The following is a 20,066-nucleotide window of genomic DNA, read 5'->3' as shown; positions in this document are numbered from 1 at the left end:
AGACGCTAGGTCTCATCCGTGCTCTCGTCGGGTACCCAGCGCAGCACATCGCCGGGCTGGCAGTCGAGGGTGCGGCAGATCGCGTCGAGTGTCGTGAAGCGCACCGCCTTCGCGCGGCCGTTTTTCAGTACGGCGATGTTGGCGGGGGTGATGCCGACGGCATCGGCGAACTCGCCCACTGACAGGCCGCGTTTGGCGAGCTGGAGGTCGAGGTCGACGATGATCGCCATCAGACCACCTCGGCGATCTCGGTCTGTAGCTCCGTCGCCTTGTGCAAGAGGTTGCGCATGATGACGATGAGCATCGCGAACCCCGCCCCCACGCCGACGCTTGCGATCGCTGCGGCCAGTGCACCGAGGACCTCCATGCCGTCGTTGGGGGAGGGGATGTCGGTGAGGGCCAGATGTCCGGTGACACCCATTGCCAGCAGCGTTGCCACGAGGGAGCACCCGATGATGGTGTCGACCCATCGGAAGGCCCGCGGCGTGAAGATCGCGTCGCGTTGGACCATGGTGAGCAGCATCCACACGGCGACAAGCGCCACTTGGACGCAGACGATACCGACGATCGCCACGGTCACGTAGGGCGCGGCGAACGGGGCGTAGGGAGGGAAGCGGTCGACCTCATCGGCTGCCGTCGTCGGGATGACCACGATCTGGCCGAAGAGGCCGAACAGGATCACTGCGGCGATGCCGACCCGGAGCGCGTCGATGTAGAAGCGATGCATGTATCGATTATCGATTGGTTTCGATTGAAAATCAATCGATGGTGGGCCTGGGCTGTGTGCACTGCGTTGCGCCCCGCCGGCGCCCCGCCCTCGCTCCCGCTCCCGTCCGTCTGTGCGACGGCTCGGCGTGTTCCAGCGAGCGAGGGCGGGCGCCCGAGCCCCGGCGGCAGTCAGATGCCGCTCATTGCGTCTTCACGCCGGGAGTGACACCCGTGCCGGGCTCAGAAGGAAGGAACTTGGCTGCCTTGGCGGCGAGTTGCCGGCGGAGGTAGGGCGCGGCGTCGTCGGGACGCATGCGGGCGAGAGTGACCAGGCCGGTGATGATGACGTCGGCGACCTCGGCGTGCACGTCCTGCCAGGTGTGGCTGTCACCCTTGCGGGGGTTGGTGCCGCGGACACCGATGACGGCTTGAGAGGCTTCGCCGGTCTCCTCGGCGATTTTCAGCACCTGGAGGGTCCACTGCTGCGCGGCGTCCAGACCGCGTTCGTCGTCGTGGGCGTTGAAGCGTCGGGCCAGACGGGCGACGGTGTCCCAAGTGTCGCTCTGCATGGTGGTGTCTCCTTACCTGGGCGGGGTTCAGCGGGAGCGGCGTTGAGGGTACGCATTCAGGGCTGATGCGTTCGCCCTCTGGGGCAGGGGGTGGGGCGATGGGACCGAATCGGTCTGTGACGTCTGGTCGTTCACGGGTGTGCCGTCCTCGGTTCGGGGTCGGGGGTGGCGGGCACCGCCTGGTAGCCGGCTGCCTGGAGGGTGAACATCTGGGCGTAGTCGCCGCCGAGGGCCATGAGCTGCTGGTGTGAGCCGGCTTCGGTGATCCGGCCGCCGTCGAAGACGAAGATCCGGTCGCACTCCACGACGCTCGCCAGCCGGTGTGAGATCAGTACGGTGATCCGGTCCGCCCGATTGTTGTTCCTCAACACCGCCTGATACACGGCGTGTTCGGCCTTGGGGTCCATGCTCGCGGTCGGTTCGTCGAGCAGCAGCACGGGAGCGTTCTTGTACAGCCCCCGCGCGACGGCGATCTTGGCCCACTGTCCGGCCGACAGCTCCTGACCGCCCCGGAACCGTTTGGACAGCACCGCCTGCCAGGTTCCCGGCAGTCCGGCGATGACCTGCTCGGCACCGGAGGCCCGTGCGGCGTCCCACGCCCGTTGAGGATCGGCCTCCGTGAGCGTGCCGCGCGAGACCGTGAGGTTCGCCAGCGCGCTGAAGGGAAAGTGCACCGGGTCCTGCAACACGGTGGAGACGCGCGCCTGGAGCGACTCGGAATCCATGTCCCGCACGTCCACCCCGTCCCAGCGCACCGCACCTTCGTCCGCCTCGTACAGCCCGGCGATCAGCCGTGAACAGGTGCTCTTTCCCGAGCCGTTGACGCCCACGAAGGCGACGGTCTCCCCGGCCCGCAGCGTCATCGAGACGCTGCTCAGCGCGGGGGTCTCCTTTCCGGGGTAGGTGAAGCTGACGTCGTCGAGGGTGAGGGTGGCGACGGTGGCGGGCGCGGTCACCGTACGCCGACGGGGCTGTAGCCCACGGCAGCGCTCCTGGAAGGCCAGGAGGTCATCGACCCACATGGCGTGTTCGTAGACCAGATGCGCGACGTCCACGAAGCGCGTCAACGCGGTCTGTCCGGTTTGGATCGCCAGCACGGCGCCGGCACCGGCCGCGAGGGGAAGCCACCCGGCGATCAGCATGGCTCCCAGCGCGACGTAGGTGACGCCGGTCCCGACGCCTCCCACGGCCCGGCCGGCCAGCGTCAGCAGCGCGGAACTCACCCCGAGGTGGGTGTCCTCCTCCGCGATCCGGGCAGTCAGCCGGCGGTGCTCGTCCAGGATGGCGTTCTGGGCGGTGTCGGAGCGCAGTTCGGCGGCGGCGTCCCGCTCCAGCAGCAGCCAGGAGAAGACCCGCACCCGGCGCTGGAGTGCGTTCCAGCGCTTGAAGCTGTGGAACCGGGCCCGTGCCGTGCGGACGGCCGCGGCACCCACGGGCAGGACGGACAGCAGGAGCAGGGGGAGGAGAGCGGGGTGCAGAGAGGTGAGGACGCCGGCCGTGCCGATCAGGCCGAGGAGAGTGGAGGCCAGCGAGATGACCTGGCCGACGATCTGCCGGGCGTAGAACAGGCCGCGGTCGGAAGCACGATAGGCGTCGTCGTGCCAGTCGGCGTCATCGACGACCTCCAGCCGGACGTGCGCGGTCAGCCGTAAGAAGTCACATTCCAGCGCGGTGCGGATCTTTGGTGTCACCCGCGCCTGTGCGACGGCGACCCCGGCCTCAAGAAGTGCCCGTGCGGACAGGAAGCCCACCACGAGCAGGATCTGCGGCACCGCGTTGCGGACCTTGTCGGGTGTCGGCCCGTGGCCGAACAGCTCACGCAGCACGCCGACCGAGGCCACCAGCCCGAAGGCCGACATCGCCGCGGACACCAGCTGTAGCACCACGACGGCCAGCGTGGCCCGGCGGTCGGCCTGCCACGCCAGCCGGCCGATCTGCCGGACGATGCGCGGCAGTCGCACCAGTACTTCGCGGACCGTCGACTGGGCCGCGGCGCCGTCGTAGACCGACCAGTACGCCTCTTCCAACTCATCGGCCATATCGCCGTCACCCGGCCCCGTGGGCACCGCGGTCGGTGGCAGTCCCAGTGGTTCACGGCGGGGGCCCGGCACGCCGGCTCGCTCATTCGGTGACGGGGACGCGGCCCCGTTCGCCGCACTCATGCCCACCACCTCGTTGCCATACGGGACGGGCGGTCAACGGGCCATGCCAAAGCGTCAAGCACGCGCCTGGGGCGAACGGCCGGCAAGAGCCCAGGCTGCCGCCGTTCGAACCCGGCGGGACGCTTCACGAGGACGGGCACAGGATCCATGACATCTCCAGGAGGGCGAGTCGTGGGTACAGGTGCTCTAAAGAACGGTCGGTTTGGCTCCCCGTAACGGGTGACGAGGGGGCAGATCGTGGATGCATGTTCTATTGGGTGCTGGAGGCCGGGCGCGGCCTTGATGGCGGGCCCGGGCGGCGACTCGAACGGTGGGCGTCACCCGTTCGTGGGGTTGCGTCGGCCTGGTGGCCGGTCGGCCCGGGTGGGTTGTGGCAAGGGGTGCAGGGTGGTGGCGCCGGGGTTCCCCGGTGCGCTGACGGGGGCGGTGTATCAGAGGCGGCGGGCACCGGGGGCGGGCGAGGCCAAGATTCGGGCTGGTGCGGCGTCAACTGCAAACCGCACGTGCGGAATTCGACTTCCTTAGGGGGAGTTGGTCGCGCCGACCGCTGCGACGACATTTCCCGCCACCGCGTCGCGTTTTCCGATGCATTGTTACGTTCTCATCATGTAACGACAGAAAAACCATGAAGTGCGGTTCCAAGCATGACCTCATGACCACGCAACCCCCCACCCGTGGCCCCTTTCCCTCCACCTCTGCGTTCCGCGTTCCCCTCGCGTCGTTAACCGATGTCCGCGTGCTGGTGCCCGTCTTTCTGTGTGGCGACGGCAATGGTGGTGTGCGGGGCTCAAGCTCCGCCTTCATTTTCCGTGCTCCGCGCTCCGTCCGGTCCAAGGATCGTGTGGTCCCGAGCGAGGGGGATTTGGGCACGATGCTCGATGAACTCCACCGCAAGGGCCGGTTAACGGAGACAGGTGAACAGCGGACCAGTTTCATACCCATGGTGAACAAGGGCCGACGGAAGGCCGATACGTGAACCCACTGTGCCTACGTCGACTTCAGATCTTCGTCGCGGTGGTGGAGTGCGGGGGATTCTCCGCTGCCGCACGGAAGTTGTACATGAGTCAGCCCTCGGTCTCCAACCAGGTGCGACGCTTGGAATCCTCTCTGCAAACCACCCTCATAGACCGGTCGGGGCCGCGTATCCGGCTGACCGCCAAGGGCGAGACCTTCATGTCGTATGCCCAACGCCTCCTGCCCCTCGCCGAAGAAGCACTGACCGCCGTACAGCTGACGGTGCCTTCCTCTGAACCCCGTCTGCGGGTGGCCACCACCAACGACGCGGCCTCCATTCTGGTGCCGGCCGTACTCGCCCGTCTCACCGCCCGGATTCCCGGACTGCGGTGGGACCTCCACACGGGCGGAATGGAGCAGGTGACGCAGCAGCTTATCGACGGGGTGGTCGGCATGGCGCTGCTCGATGGCGAGCCGAACGCACCGGGACTTGTCACCGAGCCCATTCTGTCCGAACGGCTCGTCCTCGTCGTGGGCAACGGACATCCGCTGGCTGACCGTCAGGCGATGGCCGAGGACATGGCAACGGAGCGGTTGCTGCTGCGGGAAAGTGGTTCCGCAACCCGTCACCTACAGAACGCCGCCCTGCGACGCTGGAACATTCAGCCCGTCGACAAGGGGGAGGTGTGGGGGAACGAAGCACTCAAGCTCGCGGTGTCCGCCGGTCTGGGAGCAACTCTCATGTCCTGGCACTGCGTGGCGCAAGAAGTGCGTGAGGGACGGCTTGCACTGGTCGACCTCGCACCCCCGCCGCCGAGTCACCCCATCGTGATGGCGCACCTCCTCGGCCGGAAATTCTCCTGCGTGGAAGAGTCCTTCGCGCAGCTTCTCTTCGACCTCAAGGAATAGCTGAATATCCTTCCCGTCAAGGGGGTTGAGGTGGAAGTGCCTATGCGGCGCCCCCTGGCGAGGGGCAGGGGAATGCCGTCGGATGGCTCATGGCCCTGGCTATGGGCCCATAGCCAAAACAGGGGTTCTCGGTCCGGGATTGGCTACCAACAATGGGAACTGTCACACCATCACTGATGACGCGAACACGATGGGCGCCCCGGAACGGGTTGTGCAGCGGACGGTGTCGCCTTCGTGAATTCTCGAGAAAGGATCGAGTCGTATGAAGAGGCGTAGCAAGGTTCTGCTCGGCCTGGCCACCGTAGCTGGTGCATGTCTGCCGCTGGGGGCGTTCGCCACCACCGCGTCTGCGGCGGAGGGCACGCACGTCCAGATCAAGCAGAACGCCGCGATAGCCGCCACCACCTGCTACACGTTCGTGGGCGCGGAGGACAAGAACTACTGCAACATCTCCCGCCCGATGGGCGATTCGTACACGGTGGGGGTCCCGCCGAACACCACCCAAGTGGTGATCGACCTCAAGAACTTCCCCTGGGAATCCCCCTCGGACAGCATCGCCGTGGACCCCAGCAAGAACCGCTGTGTCGAGGTGAGCGGGACCGCCTTCAACTCGAAGCTTCTGGAAGTCGGTTGCTGAATCCGGCTGATCCGGCAGATCCGGCCGGTGTCAGTACCTCATACAACCCCTGAGCCGTAAGGCTCCCGTTGCCGAGAAAGCGAGAACGTCCCATGACCTTCCGATACCGGGCAGGAATCGCCGCCGCCGCGTCTGCGATGGCACTTGCCGTGGCTGCGCCCGCGGCGTCCGCGGCTGCGCCCTTGCAAGAGATCAATGGCCACACCGACAACTGGCTCAACGAGGGAAGCGCGACCGTCAAGTACGACAACGGCACCACGCTGACCCGGCAGGCCGACGTGCTGGAGGCACTCCAGCAGTGCGGCAGCCTCTCCGTTTCGTGTGCCTCCACGACGACTGAGGACGCCGGCCAGGTCACCAAATGGTATGACGCGGAGAACCAGGACCTGGGTACCGGACCGATCGAAAACTGTAGTCCGAACGGCAATGACATCACCCAGACGATCACCGCACTGCACACCTTCTCCTGGGGGTGGAATATCGGCGCCAGTGTCGACGTCACGCTGGTCAAGGACCGGCTGGGCATCGGCGCCAGTGCGGGATTCACCCAGTCCCACACCGAAACCAGCTCAGGTGCTGTGGGAATCACTGTGAAGCCCGGCCAAAAGGGAATGCTCAAGATGGGTTACGACATGGACCGCAAGGTCACCAACGTGTCGATCCAGGGCGGAAAGTTTGGCGGCGCACAGATCACCGGCCTCCGTACCGAGACTCCCCTCCCGGGAGGGAAGCGGGTGGGCCAGGACATTGTCACGTGCGACCAGCAGCTGTTGAACGGTCGCTGAGTTCTCTCCCTCTCAGAAAGGTAATCCTGTGTCAAAGTCAAAGCGATCCATGGCCTACGGCGTCGCCACGCTGATGCTCGCCCTCGGCGGCACGGCCGTCACGGCGTCGCCCGCCGCTGCCCAGGACTCGGGTCACATCGCGTTCTCCAACAAGGGCTGGTTCCTCGCCAAGACCTGCTACAAGTGGCAGGGTTCGGCAACTCCGGACAGCTGCGACGACAACAAGGCCATCGGCACGGACTGGGGCGTGGACATTCCCGCCGATGCCACGGGCGTCGAGGTCACGGTGCTCGTCCACGGGCAGGCGATCGGCGATCTCGAAGCTCCGCAGATCACCGACTTGAAGAGCAACCACTGCTACGAGCTGAGCGGTTACACGTGGGGCCCGTCCATCACCGAGAAGAGCTGCTGACCCTCCTCGGAGACGATGCAGGACAGGAAAGGAATTCCAGCGTGCGCGCTGTCAAGAAGTCGATGACGATTGCTGCCATGGCCTGCCTGACCCTCATGGGTACGGTCGCCGCGGCACCCACCGCCTCTGCCAGCTCCGGCAACTACATTCAGTTCTCGAACAATTCGGGCTTCCTGGTCGACACCTGCTACCAGTGGAAGGGCCCGGACGGCATCGAGAGCAAGAACTACTGCCACACGTCCAAGCCGGTCGGACAGACGTGGAAGGCGTACTTCCCCGAAGAGGCGACGGGAGCCACGGCAACCGTGACCTTCGCCATGGGCAACGGGGGCGCCAAGGAGTACCTGTACGACCTCAGCTCCGACAAGAACCACTGCTACCAGACCACCGGCCTCTGGCCGAACGGCGGTGAGGTTCTCAGCACCACCTGCTGAGTGCCGCGCCCGGGGCCTGCCGACACCCTGTGGGCAGGCCCCATTTGGCACCTGTAGCGGTGAGTGCCGACGCCGGCGCGTCCGCGCGTGCCGCGCCCGGTAGGCCCGGTAAAGAGCAGCGCGACGATGGTGGCCAGGGCTGTCCCGGACCTCGGCTCCCCGGCTGAGATTTCGTTTGCAGCCCCTCGTGCGCCCTTGCTAACGTCGCACGCGACATCTCACCGTAGGGTCCCGCCCTCGCCATTCAGCCTCCTCGTGTCCGATGACACCAGGAAGGTGGGAGTCACACCAGATTCTGACAAGGGTGTGCGGCGATGGCTGCGCTTCGGCGAGCAAAAACGGCTCTGGAAGCTGTTGATCTAGTCAAGACCTACTCGGCCGGCAGGAACAAACCGCCGGTCACCGCGTTGCAGGGACTGAGTTTCGCTGCCGCGAAGGGAACCGTCTTCGGGCTGCTCGGCCCGAACGGGGCAGGCAAGTCCACCACGGTGAAGATTCTCTCCACGCTCTCGGTCGCTGACTCGGGATCAGCGCGAGTAGCCGGTATCGACGTTGCGGCGCGGCCGGATCAGGTGCGCCAGGCGATCGGGTTCGTGGCGCAGCAGCCCGGGACGGATCCGATGGCGACCGCGACCGAAAATCTGCTGCTCGCGGGCCGCCTCCACGGGATGTCCCGGGCCGACGCCACGGCGCGGGCCGGTGAGCTCATCGACAGGTTCGGTCTGAGCGACGCCGCGAACCGGCGGGTCGGCACGTACTCCGGTGGCATGGCGCGCAAGCTGGATGTCGCACTGGGGCTGATGCACCGCCCGCAGGTGCTCTTCCTCGACGAGCCGACGACGGGTCTCGATCCCCAGGCCCGGAGCGAGATGTGGCACGAGATCGCCAGGATGGCCGATGACGAGCAGATGACGGTCCTGCTCACCACGCACTACCTCGACGAGGCCGACCACCTCGCCGATCGGCTCGCGATCGTCGACCACGGCACCGTGGTCGCTGCGGGCACCCCGGAGGAACTCAAGAGTGCGCTGCGCGGTGACGCCGTGCAGGTCGAGCTGGTCGAGGGCGACGACAGAGCACGGGCGGTGCTGGAACGGGTGCCGGAGCTACGCGAGATCACCGTGGACGGGTGCACGGTCCGGGGCCGGACCGATGACGGTGCGCGGGCGCTGCCGCCGGTGCTGGCCGCACTGGAAGAGGCCGGAATCGGCGTGACCTCCGCGACGCTGTCCCGCCCTTCGCTCGATGACGTCTACCTCCGGCACACCGGCCGGAGTCTGACGGCCGCGGGCGCGGGCGACGAGGACCGCAAGGCCCTGGAGGTGGCGAAGTGAGCACAGTGCAGAGGGAGTTCGCCGGTACGCGTCCGCTGACCGTGCTCACACACTCCGCCCTCCTCACCAGCCGTCTGCTGCGCACGCTGTGGCGGATGCCCACCTTCCTCGTCATCGGGCTCGTGCAGCCGGTGATCTGGCTGCTGTTGTTCGGGCAGCTGTTCCGCTCGGTCGTGAACCTGCCCGGATTCGCGCTCGGCAGCGGCGGTTTCCTCCAGTTCCTCACGCCTGGTGTGGTGATGATGACCGCGCTGTTCGCGAGCGCGTGGGCGGGGACGACCTCTTTGCAGGACATCGACCGCGGTGTGATGGACCGGCTGCTGACCTCTCCTGCCAGCCGGGGCGCCATGATGTGCGCGACCATGGCCTACCAGGCGATGCAGACGGTCATCCAAAGCCTGGTCATCGTGGTCCTCGCGCTGATCGCCGGCGCCCGCTTCCCGGGTGGCGTCGTCGGGATCGGCGTCACGGTCCTGGCCGCGGTGCTGCTGGCGCTGATTTTTTCGGCGCTGTCCAACGCCGTCGCGCTGCTGACCCGTCAGCAGGCCACGCTGATCGCGATTTCCCAGTTCACCACGCTGCCGCTGATGTTCCTGAGCTCGGCCGTGATGGACCTTCACCTCGCTCCGAGCTGGGTGCGGCAGGTGGCCGCGTACAACCCCGTGGAATGGGCGGTGGTGGCGGCGCGGCGGGCGATGCTCGTACCCGTCGAGTGGAGCACGGTCTGGACGCGGCTGGGACTGCTCGCGGTGGCGGTCCTGATCATGGGCTTCCTGGCCACCCGGGCGTTCCGGGCCTATCGGAAGTCGGCGTAGGAGAGGCAGGAGACGTAGGAGCGGCGGGTCGGCCGGTCCCCTAAGGGCCCCGACTCCTGGTTCCGGCCCCAGCTGCCTGCTGGGGCCGGATCGCCGGCTCCGGCGCGGGCGGCCTCAGAAGCGGCGGCCCCTCCAGGGCAGCCGGCGCCTGCACGCGGCCCCTGCCGAGCTGCCGCCCCGCACGCGGCCCCCCTGCCGAGCTGCCGCCCCGCCGTATATAGGCTCACGTCCCTAACGAGCCTGACGGGGGAGAAGCCGAGTGGAGAGGCTGCGGCAGGACGATCCTGCGCGGATCGGGGATTTCGTGGCGTTGGCGCGCCTTGACGCCGAGGGGAGTCGGGGCGTTCCCGAGCGCCGTTATCTGGCCCGCAGTGCCGACGGCGGGCACACCGTCCTGGCCTGCCTGCCGTCGCCCGGCGCTGACCCGGCGCGGTGGGCGGATGAGGTGCGGCAGGCGGCCCGGCTGACCCAGCCGGGGTTCTGGCCGGTTGCGCAGGTCGGGGGGACGCCGGCCTTCCCCTGGTACGCCGCGCCCTACCGGCCTGTGCTGCCGCTGCCCGCCGTCCTCGCCGCGTACGGCCGCCCACTGCCCGAACCGTTGGTCCGTACGCTCGGCGGCACGCTCGCCGAAGCCCTGGCCTCGGCCCATGTCCTGGGCCTCGTGCACGGTGGCGTCTGCCCGGCGGGCGTGTTGCTGACCGCCTGTGGGCCGCTGCTGGGCTGCTTCGGTGCGACCCGTGCGCATCCGGTGGCGGCGGCTTCCCCCGTGCGGGCGACCGGGCTGGAGACCGGCTGCCTCGCTCCCGAAATCGCGGCGGGCGCCGCGCCGGACCGGGCCGCCGATGTCTACGCCCTGGGCGCCGTGCTGGCGTACGCGGCGACCGGGCACACCGTGCCCGAGCGGCAGGAGATCCCCGCCGGCTTGCGGGACATCGTCACGGCGTGCCGCTCGCGCGCCCCGGAGGACCGTCCCGAACCGGCAGCAGTATTGGGGGAGTTGCTGCCGGGCGCGGCATACGGCGCGCTGGCCGGCGCCACGGAACCGGTGTCGCTTCCCGGCCGGGTCGTCGAGGCGTTGTCCCGTCAGTCCGCGGAGGTCCTGGCCGCCGCACTCCCCACCCAAGAGCGCTGAGGTCATGATCTCCCCACTTCTGCACGACGACCCGCACGACGTCGGGCCGTTCCGGATCCTCGCCCGCCTCGGCGGAGGCGGGATGGGCACCGTCTACCTGGCCCGTTCGGCGGGCGGACGCACGGTCGCGGTGAAGACGCTGCACACCCGTCTCGCCGCGGACGCCACACTGCGCACCCGTTTCCGGCTGGAGGCGGACGCGGCACGCGTCATCGGCTCCGCGCACGGGGCGGTGGTCGTCGACGCCGACCCCCAGGCACCGACCCCGTGGCTGGCGACGGAGTACGTCCTGGGACCGCCGCTGGACGCCGCCGTCGAAGCCGGCGGGCCGCTGCCGGAGGCGGCCGTGCGTGCCCTCGGCGCGGCACTCGCCGCGGGGCTGGAGCAGCTGCACCGGTCGGAGGTGGTGCACCGCGACCTGAAGCCGTCAAACGTCCTGGTGACCGCGCAGGGTCCGCGGATCATCGACTTCGGTATCGCCCGGGCCTTCGGCGACGAGCATCTGACGAGCGTCGGCAGTGCCGTGGGGACGCCGGCGTTCATGTCGCCCGAACAGGCGGCGGGCCAGGAACACGCGGTGGCGGGCGATGTGTTCGCCCTGGCCGGGGTGCTGGTCTTCGCCGCCACCGGTCGCGGCCCGTTCGGCGGCGGGGCCCCCACCGATCTGCTGTACCGCGTCCGGTTCGGCGAGCCGGACCTCGGCGGGGTGCCCGAGCCGCTGCGCCCCCTGCTCGTGCGCTGTCTGGCCAAGGACCCCGCGCACCGCCCGTCCACTACTGAGCTGCGTACCGCGCTGGACGCCACCGGGGGCGCCCCGGCAGACCGCGGCGGCTTCGCGGAGCTGCTGCCCGACGCGGTGCTGCGGGAGATCGCCCGGCGCAGCGACGAGGTGTGGCGCGAGCCGCCGCACCGCCTGCCGCCGCCGGTGCCCGCCGCGGCACCGCCGGCCGAGGCCGCCCCCGTACCGGGTCTCTCCCGGCGGCGGCTGCTGACCGTGGCCGGGGGTGCCCTGCTGGGCGGCGGCGTCCTCGGCGGCGGGGGCTGGGCCCTGCTCGCGGGCTCCGGCGAGGGCGGGGGCGGCGCCACGAAGAAGGACGCCGTGGACCGGCCGAAGCCGCCGGCACCGTTGTGGAGCGCCGGTCTGCGCTGCCCGGACTCCGGGGGCGAGGTGCTGCGGGTGGGCCGCAACCTGGCCATGCGCGCGGGGATCGTGCTGTGCGGCATCAACGCCGAGTCGGGCGAGTCGACCTGGCAGGCGAACGTCGCCGAGCCCTGGCGCTCGGCCACCCAAGGCAGCCGGGTGTACGCCCTGCGGGGGTACAAGGAGGCGGGTGCGGCACTGGCGTTGTGCGAGGTCTCGCAGACCAACGGCGAACTGGGCAAACCCCTGGTGGAGCTCTCCGCGTTCACCGGCAAGGAGCAGTACAACCAGCTGCTGTGCGTGGCCGACGGGATCGCGTACCTGGTGGCCCGGGCCGCCTCCGGCGGACGCTGGTATTTGGTCGCGGCCGACCTGGACTCGGGCAAGGAGCGCTGGCGCAGCCCGGTGGAAGCACCGCAGGCCGCGGGCACTCCGCCCGCGCTCTGCGGCGCCGTGGCGGGCTCCCGGGTGGTGCTGTGCGGAAGCCCGAGGTTCGGCTCGAAGTTCATCCGCCTCTCCGTGCACGACAAGCGCCACGGCCGCGAACTGTGGAGGCTCTCCGAGACGTTCGCGGGCACCGCGCCCTCCCGGTTGGTCCTCGACGACCGGAACCTCTACCTGGGCGCCGAGCACCTGACCGCCCGCCGGCTGTCCGACGGTGAGCTGGCGTGGCTCTTCGGGACCGGGCGCGACGTCGGCGACAGCGCGGGCGAGGAGCGGAGCTACGGCGTGCCCACCGTCCACGACGGAGTCGTCTACTGCACCGAGGCGGACCGCGGGCTGATCGCCGTCGACGCCACCTCCGGCACGCTCAACTGGCAGGAGAAGGGGCTGTCCGGCAGGAAGAACAAGCGCGATGTGGCCCCGGCGGTCGGCAAACGGTACGCCTACTGCGCCGACGACCGGGGCCTGCGCGCCATCGACCTGCGCGCCCGTCAGGCCGTCTGGACGTACGAGTCCGAGCCGATGGTCCTGACCACCGACCCCGAGGGCGGCCGGCTCTACGTCCGTCAGGAGAAGCGGAGCATCGCGCTCCCGCTCGCCTGACGTCCAGCCCGGCCCGGCCCGGCCCGCCCCGTTCCACGATCCAGGAGACGACCGACTGTGAAACCCCTCGGCCAGGGAGATCCGCTGCGCCTGGGCCCCTACCGACTCCACGGCGTCCTCGGCGAGGGCGGTATGGGCAAGGTCTACTTCGGAGCGGACGCCTCCGGAAGCCCCGCCGCGGTGAAGGTCCTGCTCCCGGAACTCGCCCATGACGGGCACCTGGCCGAGCGTTTCCTCCGGGAGGCGCGGACCGCGCAGGCGGTGACCAGCGAGGGCGTGGCGCGCGTCCTGGCCGCCGAACTGGAGGGCGGCAGGCCGTGGATCGCCACGGAGTTCCTGGCCGGCCCGACGCTGGACGATGCCGTCGCACGCTTCGGGCCGCTCGACGACGCCGCCGTACGGGAGCTGGCGCGGTCACTGGCCCGTACGCTCCAGGATGTGCACGCCACGGGGCTGGTCCACCGGGACGTGAAGCCGCCCAACGTCGTACTGACCTCGCGCGGCCCCCGGCTGATCGACTTCGGTATCGCCCGCCCCGAGCACGGTCTGACCCTCACCCGTACCGGGCAGATCCCGGTCACACCGGGCTACGGCGCGCCGGAACAGGTCCTCGGGCAGCGCGTCGGACCGGCGGCCGACGTCTTCTCCCTCGGCGCGGTCCTCGCCTTCGCCGCGGGCGGCCGGCCCCCGTATACCGGCGCCGAGGTCACCGCCGTCCTGTACGAGGTCGTGCACGGCAGCCCCGACCTGGCGGCCGTTCCGGAGGGCTTGCGGTTCCTCGTCACACCCTGCTTCGCCAAGGACCCGGCGGCCCGCCCGCAGCCCACCCATGTCGCCGACGCCGCGGCGGCCCCGCGCCAGCCCGAACGGCTCTGGAAGTCCGGCCCATTGGGGCAGGAGATCCGCCAACGGGAAGTGACTGCCCGTCGCCTGACGGCCCGTCCGGCCGGATCCTCGGCCTCCCTCGACGGCGGCGCGGCCGGGGGCGCGCCCAGACTCACCCGCCGGCGGCTGCTGGTGGCGGCCGCCGGCGGTGGGGCGCTGCTGGCCGCGGCGGGCGGCGGCACCGCCTGGTGGCTCAGCCGGGGCGACGCCCCGTCCGACCCCTTCGACATCCCGCCGGCCGCAACGGTGCGGGCCGCCCCGCTCGGCTCCGCCGAGGGCTCCCCGGAACCGCTGTGGGGACCGGTCCAGGACGTGGCCGACGCCGCGTCGCCGGCCCCGCTGCCGGTGCGCGACGTGGTGGTGTTCGCGGCCTCCGGCGGCGGCATCGCGGCCCGCCGGGTCACCGACGGCCGGGAGAAGTGGCGGATCGACGAGGCGAAGGCGGACGCCGGCTACCTGTCGATCGGCGACCGGCTGGTGGCCACCGCCGACGGCGAGGGGACGCTGCGCACCTGGGTGGCCGCCACCGGATCCCCCCGCTGGACGGTGGACGCGGAGGTCGGCGCCCTGCTGGCCGCGGACGCCGACGCGGTCTACCTGCTGACCGCCGACGGCCGGCTGCGCTGCGTCGGGACGGACGGGAAGGTGCGCTGGACCCGGCGGCCACCGCTGACGCTGTCGGGCGGTCACCCGGCCGCGGCCCTCGGCGCCGGCCATCTGGTGTTCTGCACGGAGTCGGGGGACGTGGCCGCGGTCCGTGCCGACGACGGTTCCCGCGCCTGGGTCCGCAAGGGGCAGGCCGCGGGACGGCTGCGTCCCGCCATCGACGGCGGAACCGTCTACCTCGGCGGCAACAGCCTGGCGGCGGTGCGGGCCACCGACGGCCGCGAGCTGTGGGCCCAGAGCCCGCTGCGACCGCCCAGGCGGGGCACCGGCGGATGGGGCCCGCCCACCGTGGCCGGCGGAGTGATCCATGCGCTGGACTGCGAGGCGCTGCGGTCCCTGCACGCCGACGGCAGCCAGGCCGCGGACCCGATGATGGTCGCCGGCGTCGTCCCGCCATGGCGGCCACCGGTCGTCCAGGGGAACAGCGTCTGGATCGTGGAGAGCGCCGACACCGGCGTGAGCGGCCTGCCGCGTGCCGGAGAGGGCCGGCCCCAGACATTCGCGCTCACCGGCGGCCAGAGCCGCTCCCTGGCCGCCGCCGGCAATCGCCTCTTCGTCCTCAACCGCGCGACACTGCTGGCGCTGCCGGTCTACTAGGGCCTGCTTTTTCCCGACCTCCCGCTCCCGCTCACTTACGGCTCTGCCCACGGACCACGTCGAGGAGGTCCGTCGGCGTGAGCCGGGCGCCGTACAGCAGACCGACCATGACCAGGCTGACGATGCCCACGACCTGGGCGATCGCGGCATCCGACACGCCCAGTGCGGAGGCTCCCACCGCCGAACCGGTGACGACGACGCCGAGGATGACCATGCGTACCCACTCCCGATTGACCGCCCGGGAGGCGCCGTTGAGGTCGTCGGGGTCCAACAGCGCAAGGGTGCGGCCCTGCGCGTAACGCTCGGCGATCTTCGCCAGCATCCGCGCCATGTCCTCGAATACCCGCCCCCTGTCGGCATCCGTGTCCTGCCGGGTCTCCAGCATGCGCAACGCCCCCACCACCTCTGCCGCGTGCTCTTTGTGCTGGGCCCGCAGCACACCGCGGATCGTCGCGTGCCGGGTCCGCCAGGCCGACCACACCACCCGTTCCGCGTCCGCCAGCTGTACCCGTGGTGCCGCCAGCGGGCTGCGGCTGCGGAGTGTCCAGCGGTGATACGACCGGGCGGCCCCCACCCTGGCGAGACAGTTCACCAACACCACTACCGGCCGGTTCTCCTTGTTCGTCTCCACCCGCAGACTCAGCAGCCTCCGGGCCCATGTGAACCGGGTGCGGGGCTCGGCGTAATGCGGACCGAGATCCTGGTAGGAAGGTCGCGCCACCTGCCGGAGCGCGAGCCAGGCGACGCGCGACGCCAGCAGCATCATCGCGACCAGAACGAGCGCAGCGGCCGCGATGATCGCCTCCATGGGCCTGCCCAACGGATCGGTGAGTGCCGAGAGTTGGGCGCCCACCTTCTCCGCGACCACCGCGCCCACCCTGCGCAGTGCCGCCATCAGCGCGAGGAGCGGCTCCGACCGGTCGCTCCCACCGCCCTTGACGACCGGGTCCGCAGGCGAGCCTCCGGGAGCCCACCACGGCGCGTTCGCCTGCTTGCTCTTCTCCCACAGGTGCGTCACGCCGGTCACCAGTGTGGTCACGATGACGCCTATGTTGACCGTCACCAGGAGCAGTACGCATGCCTTGATGACGTAGGCGATGCCCGCCAGCGGCATGGTGCAGTACCAGTCGTACACCGCGGTGCGCACCGCATGGGAACGAGGGAGCAACCGCTCCGCGTTCGGACCGAACCCACTCCGGGCCCAGCGCAGATGATGCGTAGTGCACCGGGCGCCCCACCGCACATACCAGCGCGCTACCGTGCCCACCGTGCGGGCATGCACCCGTAGCACCAAGTGGTACGTCCGGTCCGCGAGGGCTCGTACCCGGGGGCGCACGAGGGCCGGGTCCCGCCAACGGTCCTCGGGATCCATCCTCCGCAGAGTAATGAGCATCCAGACGAGTCCCGTCAGCACCAAGGCGCCCCCCGTCAGCACCATGGCGAGCATGATGACGGACCACAACGTTTCGAGCATTCAGGAAGTCTCCTCGAACTGGGCGTGGGCAATGACCCGTTGCCCTGTGATGCTCCTCTCAGCCGGTGCTCACCACCTCAGCGAGGGCGCTTCCTGGTCCGCGACGAGGCGCTGGTGCCCCTTGCCGAGCCGAGCCCGGTCACGAACCCTTGTGCTCGTTTCTGTTCTACATGACACTCTCAAGGCACAGAACCGCGCACCACTGAACATGTTCGAACCTTGCATGACGGTCGGTCGAGTCGAGGAGAGCAGAGATGACGCAGTTCAGCCGGCGTAGATTCGTGAGTGCGGCCATGGTGGGCGCCGCGTCCATGGGTGTGGCCCTGGGCGGTGGCCGTACGACCCTGGCGCAGGCCGACAGTCCGCGGGGGCTGACCGTGCGCGGGAACGAATTTCTGCTGGACGGCGAGCCGTTCCGGATCCTCTCGGGTGCCTTCCACTACTTCCGGACACATCCCAAGGACTGGCGTGACCGGTTGCTGCGGATGCGGGCCATGGGCCTCAACACGATGGAGACCTACGTCGCCTGGAACTTCCACCAACCGCACGAGGGGAAGGCCGACTTCACCGGATGGCGCGACGTCCGGTCCTTCGTACGGATCGCGGACGAGGTCGGGCTCAAGGTGATCGTGCGACCGGGACCCTACATCTGCGCGGAATGGGACTTCGGCGGCCTGCCGGCCTGGCTCCTCAAGGACAAGGACGCGCCGCTGCGCCGCTCCGACCCCGCCTACGAGCGGGCGGTGGACGCCTGGTTCGCGGAACTGCTGCCCCGGTTCGTCGATCTACAGGCCACGCGCGGCGGACCCATCATCGCCATGCAGGTCGAGAACGAGTACGGCAGCTACGGCGACGACCATGCGCATCTGGAACATCTGCGGGACACCATGCGGGCGCAGGGCGTGGACAGCCTGCTGTTCTGCTCCAACGGGGCCAGCCAGGACATGCTGAGGAACGGCAGCCTCCCCGACCTCCTCTCCACCGTCAACTTCGCCGGGGATCCGACGGGTCCGTTCGCCGAGCTGCGTAAATTCCAGCCGGACAAGCCCCTGTTCTGCACGGAGTTCTGGGACGGCTGGTTCGACCACTGGGGAGAACCGCACCACACCACGGATCCGGCGCAGACCGCTGCCGACGTGGCGAAGCTCCTTGAGGCGGGAGCGTCGATCAACTTCTATATGGCGGTGGGCGGAACCAACTTCGGCTGGTACGCGGGCGCCAACCTGAGCGGCAGCCACTACCAGCCCACCGTCACCAGCTACGACTATGACTCGCCGATCAGCGAATCCGGCGAACTCACCGAGAAATTCCACCAGGTGCGTGACGTACTGGCCAAGTACACCACCTTGCCGAGCACACCCCTGCCGGCCACACCACGCCGCCTGCCGGCCCAGCGGGTCGCCGTCCGCGCGTCCGTGCCGCTGATGGACGCCCTCGACACGCTGAGCACTCCGGTACGGCGGAGAACTCCCGATCACATGGAGGCGGTCGGGCAGTCGTACGGCCTGATCCACTACCGCACTCGGGTGCGGGGGCCGCAGGGAACCAAGAGCCTGAAGCTCACGGGCCTGGGCGACCGTGCGCTGGTGTTCGGCGACGGCAAGCGGATCGGCACCTTTGACCGCAACCAGCCGGAGCACACCGTCGACTTCACCGTGGCCGGCGCGTCCGGCACCCTCGACCTCCTGGTCGATCCCACCGGGCGGATCAACTTCGGTCAGGGACTGAATGACCCCAAGGGAATCAGCGGCAAGGTCCTCCTCGGCGAGGACGAACTGACCGACTGGGAGATCCGCCGGCTGCCCCTCGACGACCTCTCGGCCCTGAAGTTCGGCACCGGAGACGCGCCGACCGGCCCCGCGTTCCACCGGGCCCGCATCCATGTCGACACCCCTGCGGACGGCTTCCTCGCCTTTCCGGGCTGGGACAAGGGCATGGTGTGGCTCAACGGGTTCGCGCTCGGCCGGTACTGGTCCCTCGGACCGCAGGCCACCCTGTACGCGCCGAGCCATCTGTGGCGGCGGGGGCGGAACGAGCTCGTCGTTCTGGAGATGGAGCGGCCGGGGGACCGGATCGAGGTACGGGGCGAGCCTGACATCGGTTAGGCGCTGCTTCATTGGCCGGCCGGTGTGGGTGCGCTAACCACCTGCAACTTGATGGTCCGGGGCACGTTCCGCCATCGCCTCGTACACCGGACGCAGCGCCTCAGGGCGGGCGAGACGATCCGCTCCGGCGGAGTAGGTCAGGACGGGTACGGGCTCGGAGCCGACACCGCCGTCAGGAGAGTTGAAGAGGGCTGCCGCTGTCTCCGCGGCCTGAGCCGCAGGGCTACTTGTGCTGGTCATGCTGATCACCGTCGCAGGCAGCGCAGGCAGCGCAGGCAGCGCAGGCAGCGCAGGCAGCACGGCAAGCGCGCCCAGACCGCAGGGCTCGGACGCCCGGGGTCGGGCGGCCGAACGTCACCGGGACACCGGGGGAGTACAGCACACTGAGAGGCTGCCCCATCGGCGTGGACAGGCCCGCCGCCGCGATCAGGTTCTCGTCGAGGTGCAGCAACTCTGCCCGGTGCAGTGGCCAGCGCGGATGGGCGTTGTGCAGATACGACGGCCGCCCGTGAAACGTACGGTGCAGGCCCCAGCGCGCGGTCAGAAAGTGTTCGAGTGCGGTGGGCGCTGCCACGGGAGCGCCCTTCCGCAGGGTGATCCGGCAATGTGCCCCGCGTGGACCGGGCCAGCGCCGGGTGCTGGTGTAGCTGACGGTGTCGCCGTCGTGCCGGACGGACATCCGGGACCACAGGTACGGCAGCCGGACCACGGCTCGCGCGAAGGCCACCGGTATCAGGCGGGAGGCGTCCAGGGACCGGAAGACCACCCCGCGCCGTCCGTTGCCGTCCACCGAGTAGAGACGGACATTCGTCTCCGGGAAGGAGCCGAGATAGGGGATGCCCGGAAGCTTGAACCAACCGACCCGATGCATCCGGAACGCCACCAGCCCGACGTAGGTGGCTCCGTCGAAGGTGTCCGGAACCGTCCCGGCCGGCAGCAGGGGAGCCACCTCCGCCGGATCAACGGCCCAGTGGAGGAACGCCAGATCGAGCCAGCTCTGGGTGAGCAGGACCGGCGCGAGGGCGTGGGGCGGCTCGACGGTGACGGGCTCCGGCGCGGCGAGTTCGGGCAGCACGGCGCCATCGTGGCAGACGGTTCCCCGAGGCCGGTCCCGGGCTACGCACCAAGGTCCGACCGGTCCGACTGGCCCGACCGGTCCGACTGGCCCGACCGGTTCGACCGGTTCGACCGGTTCGACCGGTTCAACCGGTTCAACCGGTTCGACCGGTCCGACCGCCACCTGACACCTTCAACTCGGCCCCGCCGCAGCCACTCGCCACGACAATCGTGGCGAGCTCGG

At 69.7% G+C, this 20,066-nt stretch carries 18 protein-coding genes; 11 read left to right on the top strand and 7 right to left on the bottom strand.

The genetic code is table 11. The annotated features are described in order from the left end of the window. Nucleotides 1-5: 5 nt before the first annotated feature. The 4 genes from ACFWJW_RS08710 to ACFWJW_RS08695 form a co-directional block, all read right to left on the bottom strand. Nucleotides 6-230, bottom strand: coding sequence for a helix-turn-helix domain-containing protein (locus tag ACFWJW_RS08710; RefSeq protein WP_387236812.1), 225 nt, complete (start codon nt 228-230; stop codon nt 6-8). Then, on the bottom strand, nt 230-727 hold the full coding sequence (locus tag ACFWJW_RS08705; RefSeq protein WP_387236810.1) for a DUF2975 domain-containing protein: 498 nt from the start codon (nt 725-727) through the stop codon (nt 230-232). The genes ACFWJW_RS08710 and ACFWJW_RS08705 overlap by 1 nt, the downstream gene beginning before the upstream one ends. Nucleotides 728-908: 181 nt before the next feature. Further along, complete coding sequence (locus ACFWJW_RS08700; protein ID WP_387236808.1) at nt 909-1,277, bottom strand: MazG-like family protein; 369 nt, start codon at nt 1,275-1,277, stop codon at nt 909-911. Between the two features lie 131 nt (nt 1,278-1,408). Then, complete coding sequence (locus ACFWJW_RS08695) at nt 1,409-3,316, bottom strand: ABC transporter ATP-binding protein (protein WP_387236806.1); 1,908 nt, start codon at nt 3,314-3,316, stop codon at nt 1,409-1,411. A 1,095-nt stretch (nt 3,317-4,411) separates the two neighbouring features. Between ACFWJW_RS08695 and ACFWJW_RS08690 the strand changes: the two genes are divergently transcribed. The 10 genes from ACFWJW_RS08690 to ACFWJW_RS08645 all read left to right on the top strand — a co-directional run bounded on the left by ACFWJW_RS08690 (nt 4,412) and on the right by ACFWJW_RS08645 (nt 15,187). Next, nucleotides 4,412-5,302 (top strand): LysR family transcriptional regulator, encoded by an 891-nt coding sequence (locus ACFWJW_RS08690; protein ID WP_387236804.1) that lies wholly within the window; start codon nt 4,412-4,414, stop codon nt 5,300-5,302. 262 nt (nt 5,303-5,564) lie between these two features. Continuing rightward, nucleotides 5,565-5,939: a hypothetical protein gene (locus tag ACFWJW_RS08685; protein ID WP_387236802.1), complete on the top strand. Its 375-nt coding sequence runs from the start codon at nt 5,565-5,567 to the stop codon at nt 5,937-5,939. Between the two features lie 92 nt (nt 5,940-6,031). Further along, on the top strand, nt 6,032-6,724 hold the full coding sequence (locus tag ACFWJW_RS08680; RefSeq protein WP_387236800.1) for a hypothetical protein: 693 nt from the start codon (nt 6,032-6,034) through the stop codon (nt 6,722-6,724). A 28-nt stretch (nt 6,725-6,752) separates the two neighbouring features. After that, on the top strand, nt 6,753-7,136 hold the full coding sequence (locus tag ACFWJW_RS08675; protein WP_387236798.1) for a hypothetical protein: 384 nt from the start codon (nt 6,753-6,755) through the stop codon (nt 7,134-7,136). Nucleotides 7,137-7,177: 41 nt separating this feature from the next. Beyond that, nucleotides 7,178-7,570: a hypothetical protein gene (locus ACFWJW_RS08670; protein ID WP_387236796.1), complete on the top strand. Its 393-nt coding sequence runs from the start codon at nt 7,178-7,180 to the stop codon at nt 7,568-7,570. A gap of 314 nt (nt 7,571-7,884) precedes the next feature. After that, nucleotides 7,885-8,904 carry an ATP-binding cassette domain-containing protein gene (locus ACFWJW_RS08665; RefSeq protein ID WP_387236794.1) on the top strand — a complete coding sequence of 340 codons (1,020 nt, stop codon included), beginning with the start codon at nt 7,885-7,887 and terminating at the stop codon, nt 8,902-8,904. Further along, complete coding sequence (locus ACFWJW_RS08660) at nt 8,901-9,719, top strand: ABC transporter permease (protein WP_387236793.1); 819 nt, start codon at nt 8,901-8,903, stop codon at nt 9,717-9,719. Before ACFWJW_RS08665 ends, ACFWJW_RS08660 begins: the two co-directional genes overlap by 4 nt. A 259-nt stretch (nt 9,720-9,978) precedes the next feature. After that, on the top strand, nt 9,979-10,851 hold the full coding sequence (locus ACFWJW_RS08655; RefSeq protein ID WP_387236791.1) for a serine/threonine protein kinase: 873 nt from the start codon (nt 9,979-9,981) through the stop codon (nt 10,849-10,851). Between the two features lie 4 nt (nt 10,852-10,855). Further along, a complete protein-coding gene (locus tag ACFWJW_RS08650; protein ID WP_387236789.1) occupies nt 10,856-13,039 on the top strand; it encodes a protein kinase in 2,184 nt (727 codons plus the stop codon). A gap of 57 nt (nt 13,040-13,096) precedes the next feature. Further along, nucleotides 13,097-15,187: a serine/threonine-protein kinase gene (locus tag ACFWJW_RS08645; protein WP_387236787.1), complete on the top strand. Its 2,091-nt coding sequence runs from the start codon at nt 13,097-13,099 to the stop codon at nt 15,185-15,187. 31 nt (nt 15,188-15,218) lie between these two features. Here the strand turns inward: ACFWJW_RS08645 and ACFWJW_RS08640 are convergent, their stop codons facing one another. Next, nucleotides 15,219-16,661 (bottom strand): hypothetical protein, encoded by a 1,443-nt coding sequence (locus ACFWJW_RS08640; RefSeq protein ID WP_387236785.1) that lies wholly within the window; start codon nt 16,659-16,661, stop codon nt 15,219-15,221. Between the two features lie 254 nt (nt 16,662-16,915). On the opposite strand from ACFWJW_RS08640, the gene ACFWJW_RS08635 reads away from it, so the two are divergent. Continuing rightward, on the top strand, nt 16,916-18,766 hold the full coding sequence (locus tag ACFWJW_RS08635; protein WP_387236783.1) for a beta-galactosidase family protein: 1,851 nt from the start codon (nt 16,916-16,918) through the stop codon (nt 18,764-18,766). A gap of 33 nt (nt 18,767-18,799) precedes the next feature. Here the strand turns inward: ACFWJW_RS08635 and ACFWJW_RS08630 are convergent, their stop codons facing one another. Continuing rightward, nucleotides 18,800-19,006, bottom strand: coding sequence for a hypothetical protein (locus ACFWJW_RS08630; RefSeq protein WP_387236781.1), 207 nt, complete (start codon nt 19,004-19,006; stop codon nt 18,800-18,802). Continuing rightward, nucleotides 18,990-19,841, bottom strand: coding sequence for a YqjF family protein (locus ACFWJW_RS08625; protein ID WP_387236779.1), 852 nt, complete (start codon nt 19,839-19,841; stop codon nt 18,990-18,992). The genes ACFWJW_RS08630 and ACFWJW_RS08625 overlap by 17 nt, the downstream gene beginning before the upstream one ends. Nucleotides 19,842-20,066: the final 225 nt, after the last annotated feature.

This window comes from Streptomyces sp. NPDC127097 (genome assembly GCF_042724075.1).
Lineage (GTDB): Bacteria > Actinomycetota > Actinomycetes > Streptomycetales > Streptomycetaceae > Streptomyces.
Note: the sequence above shows the minus strand (reverse complement) of the source record. Positions and strands in the feature narration are given on the sequence as shown.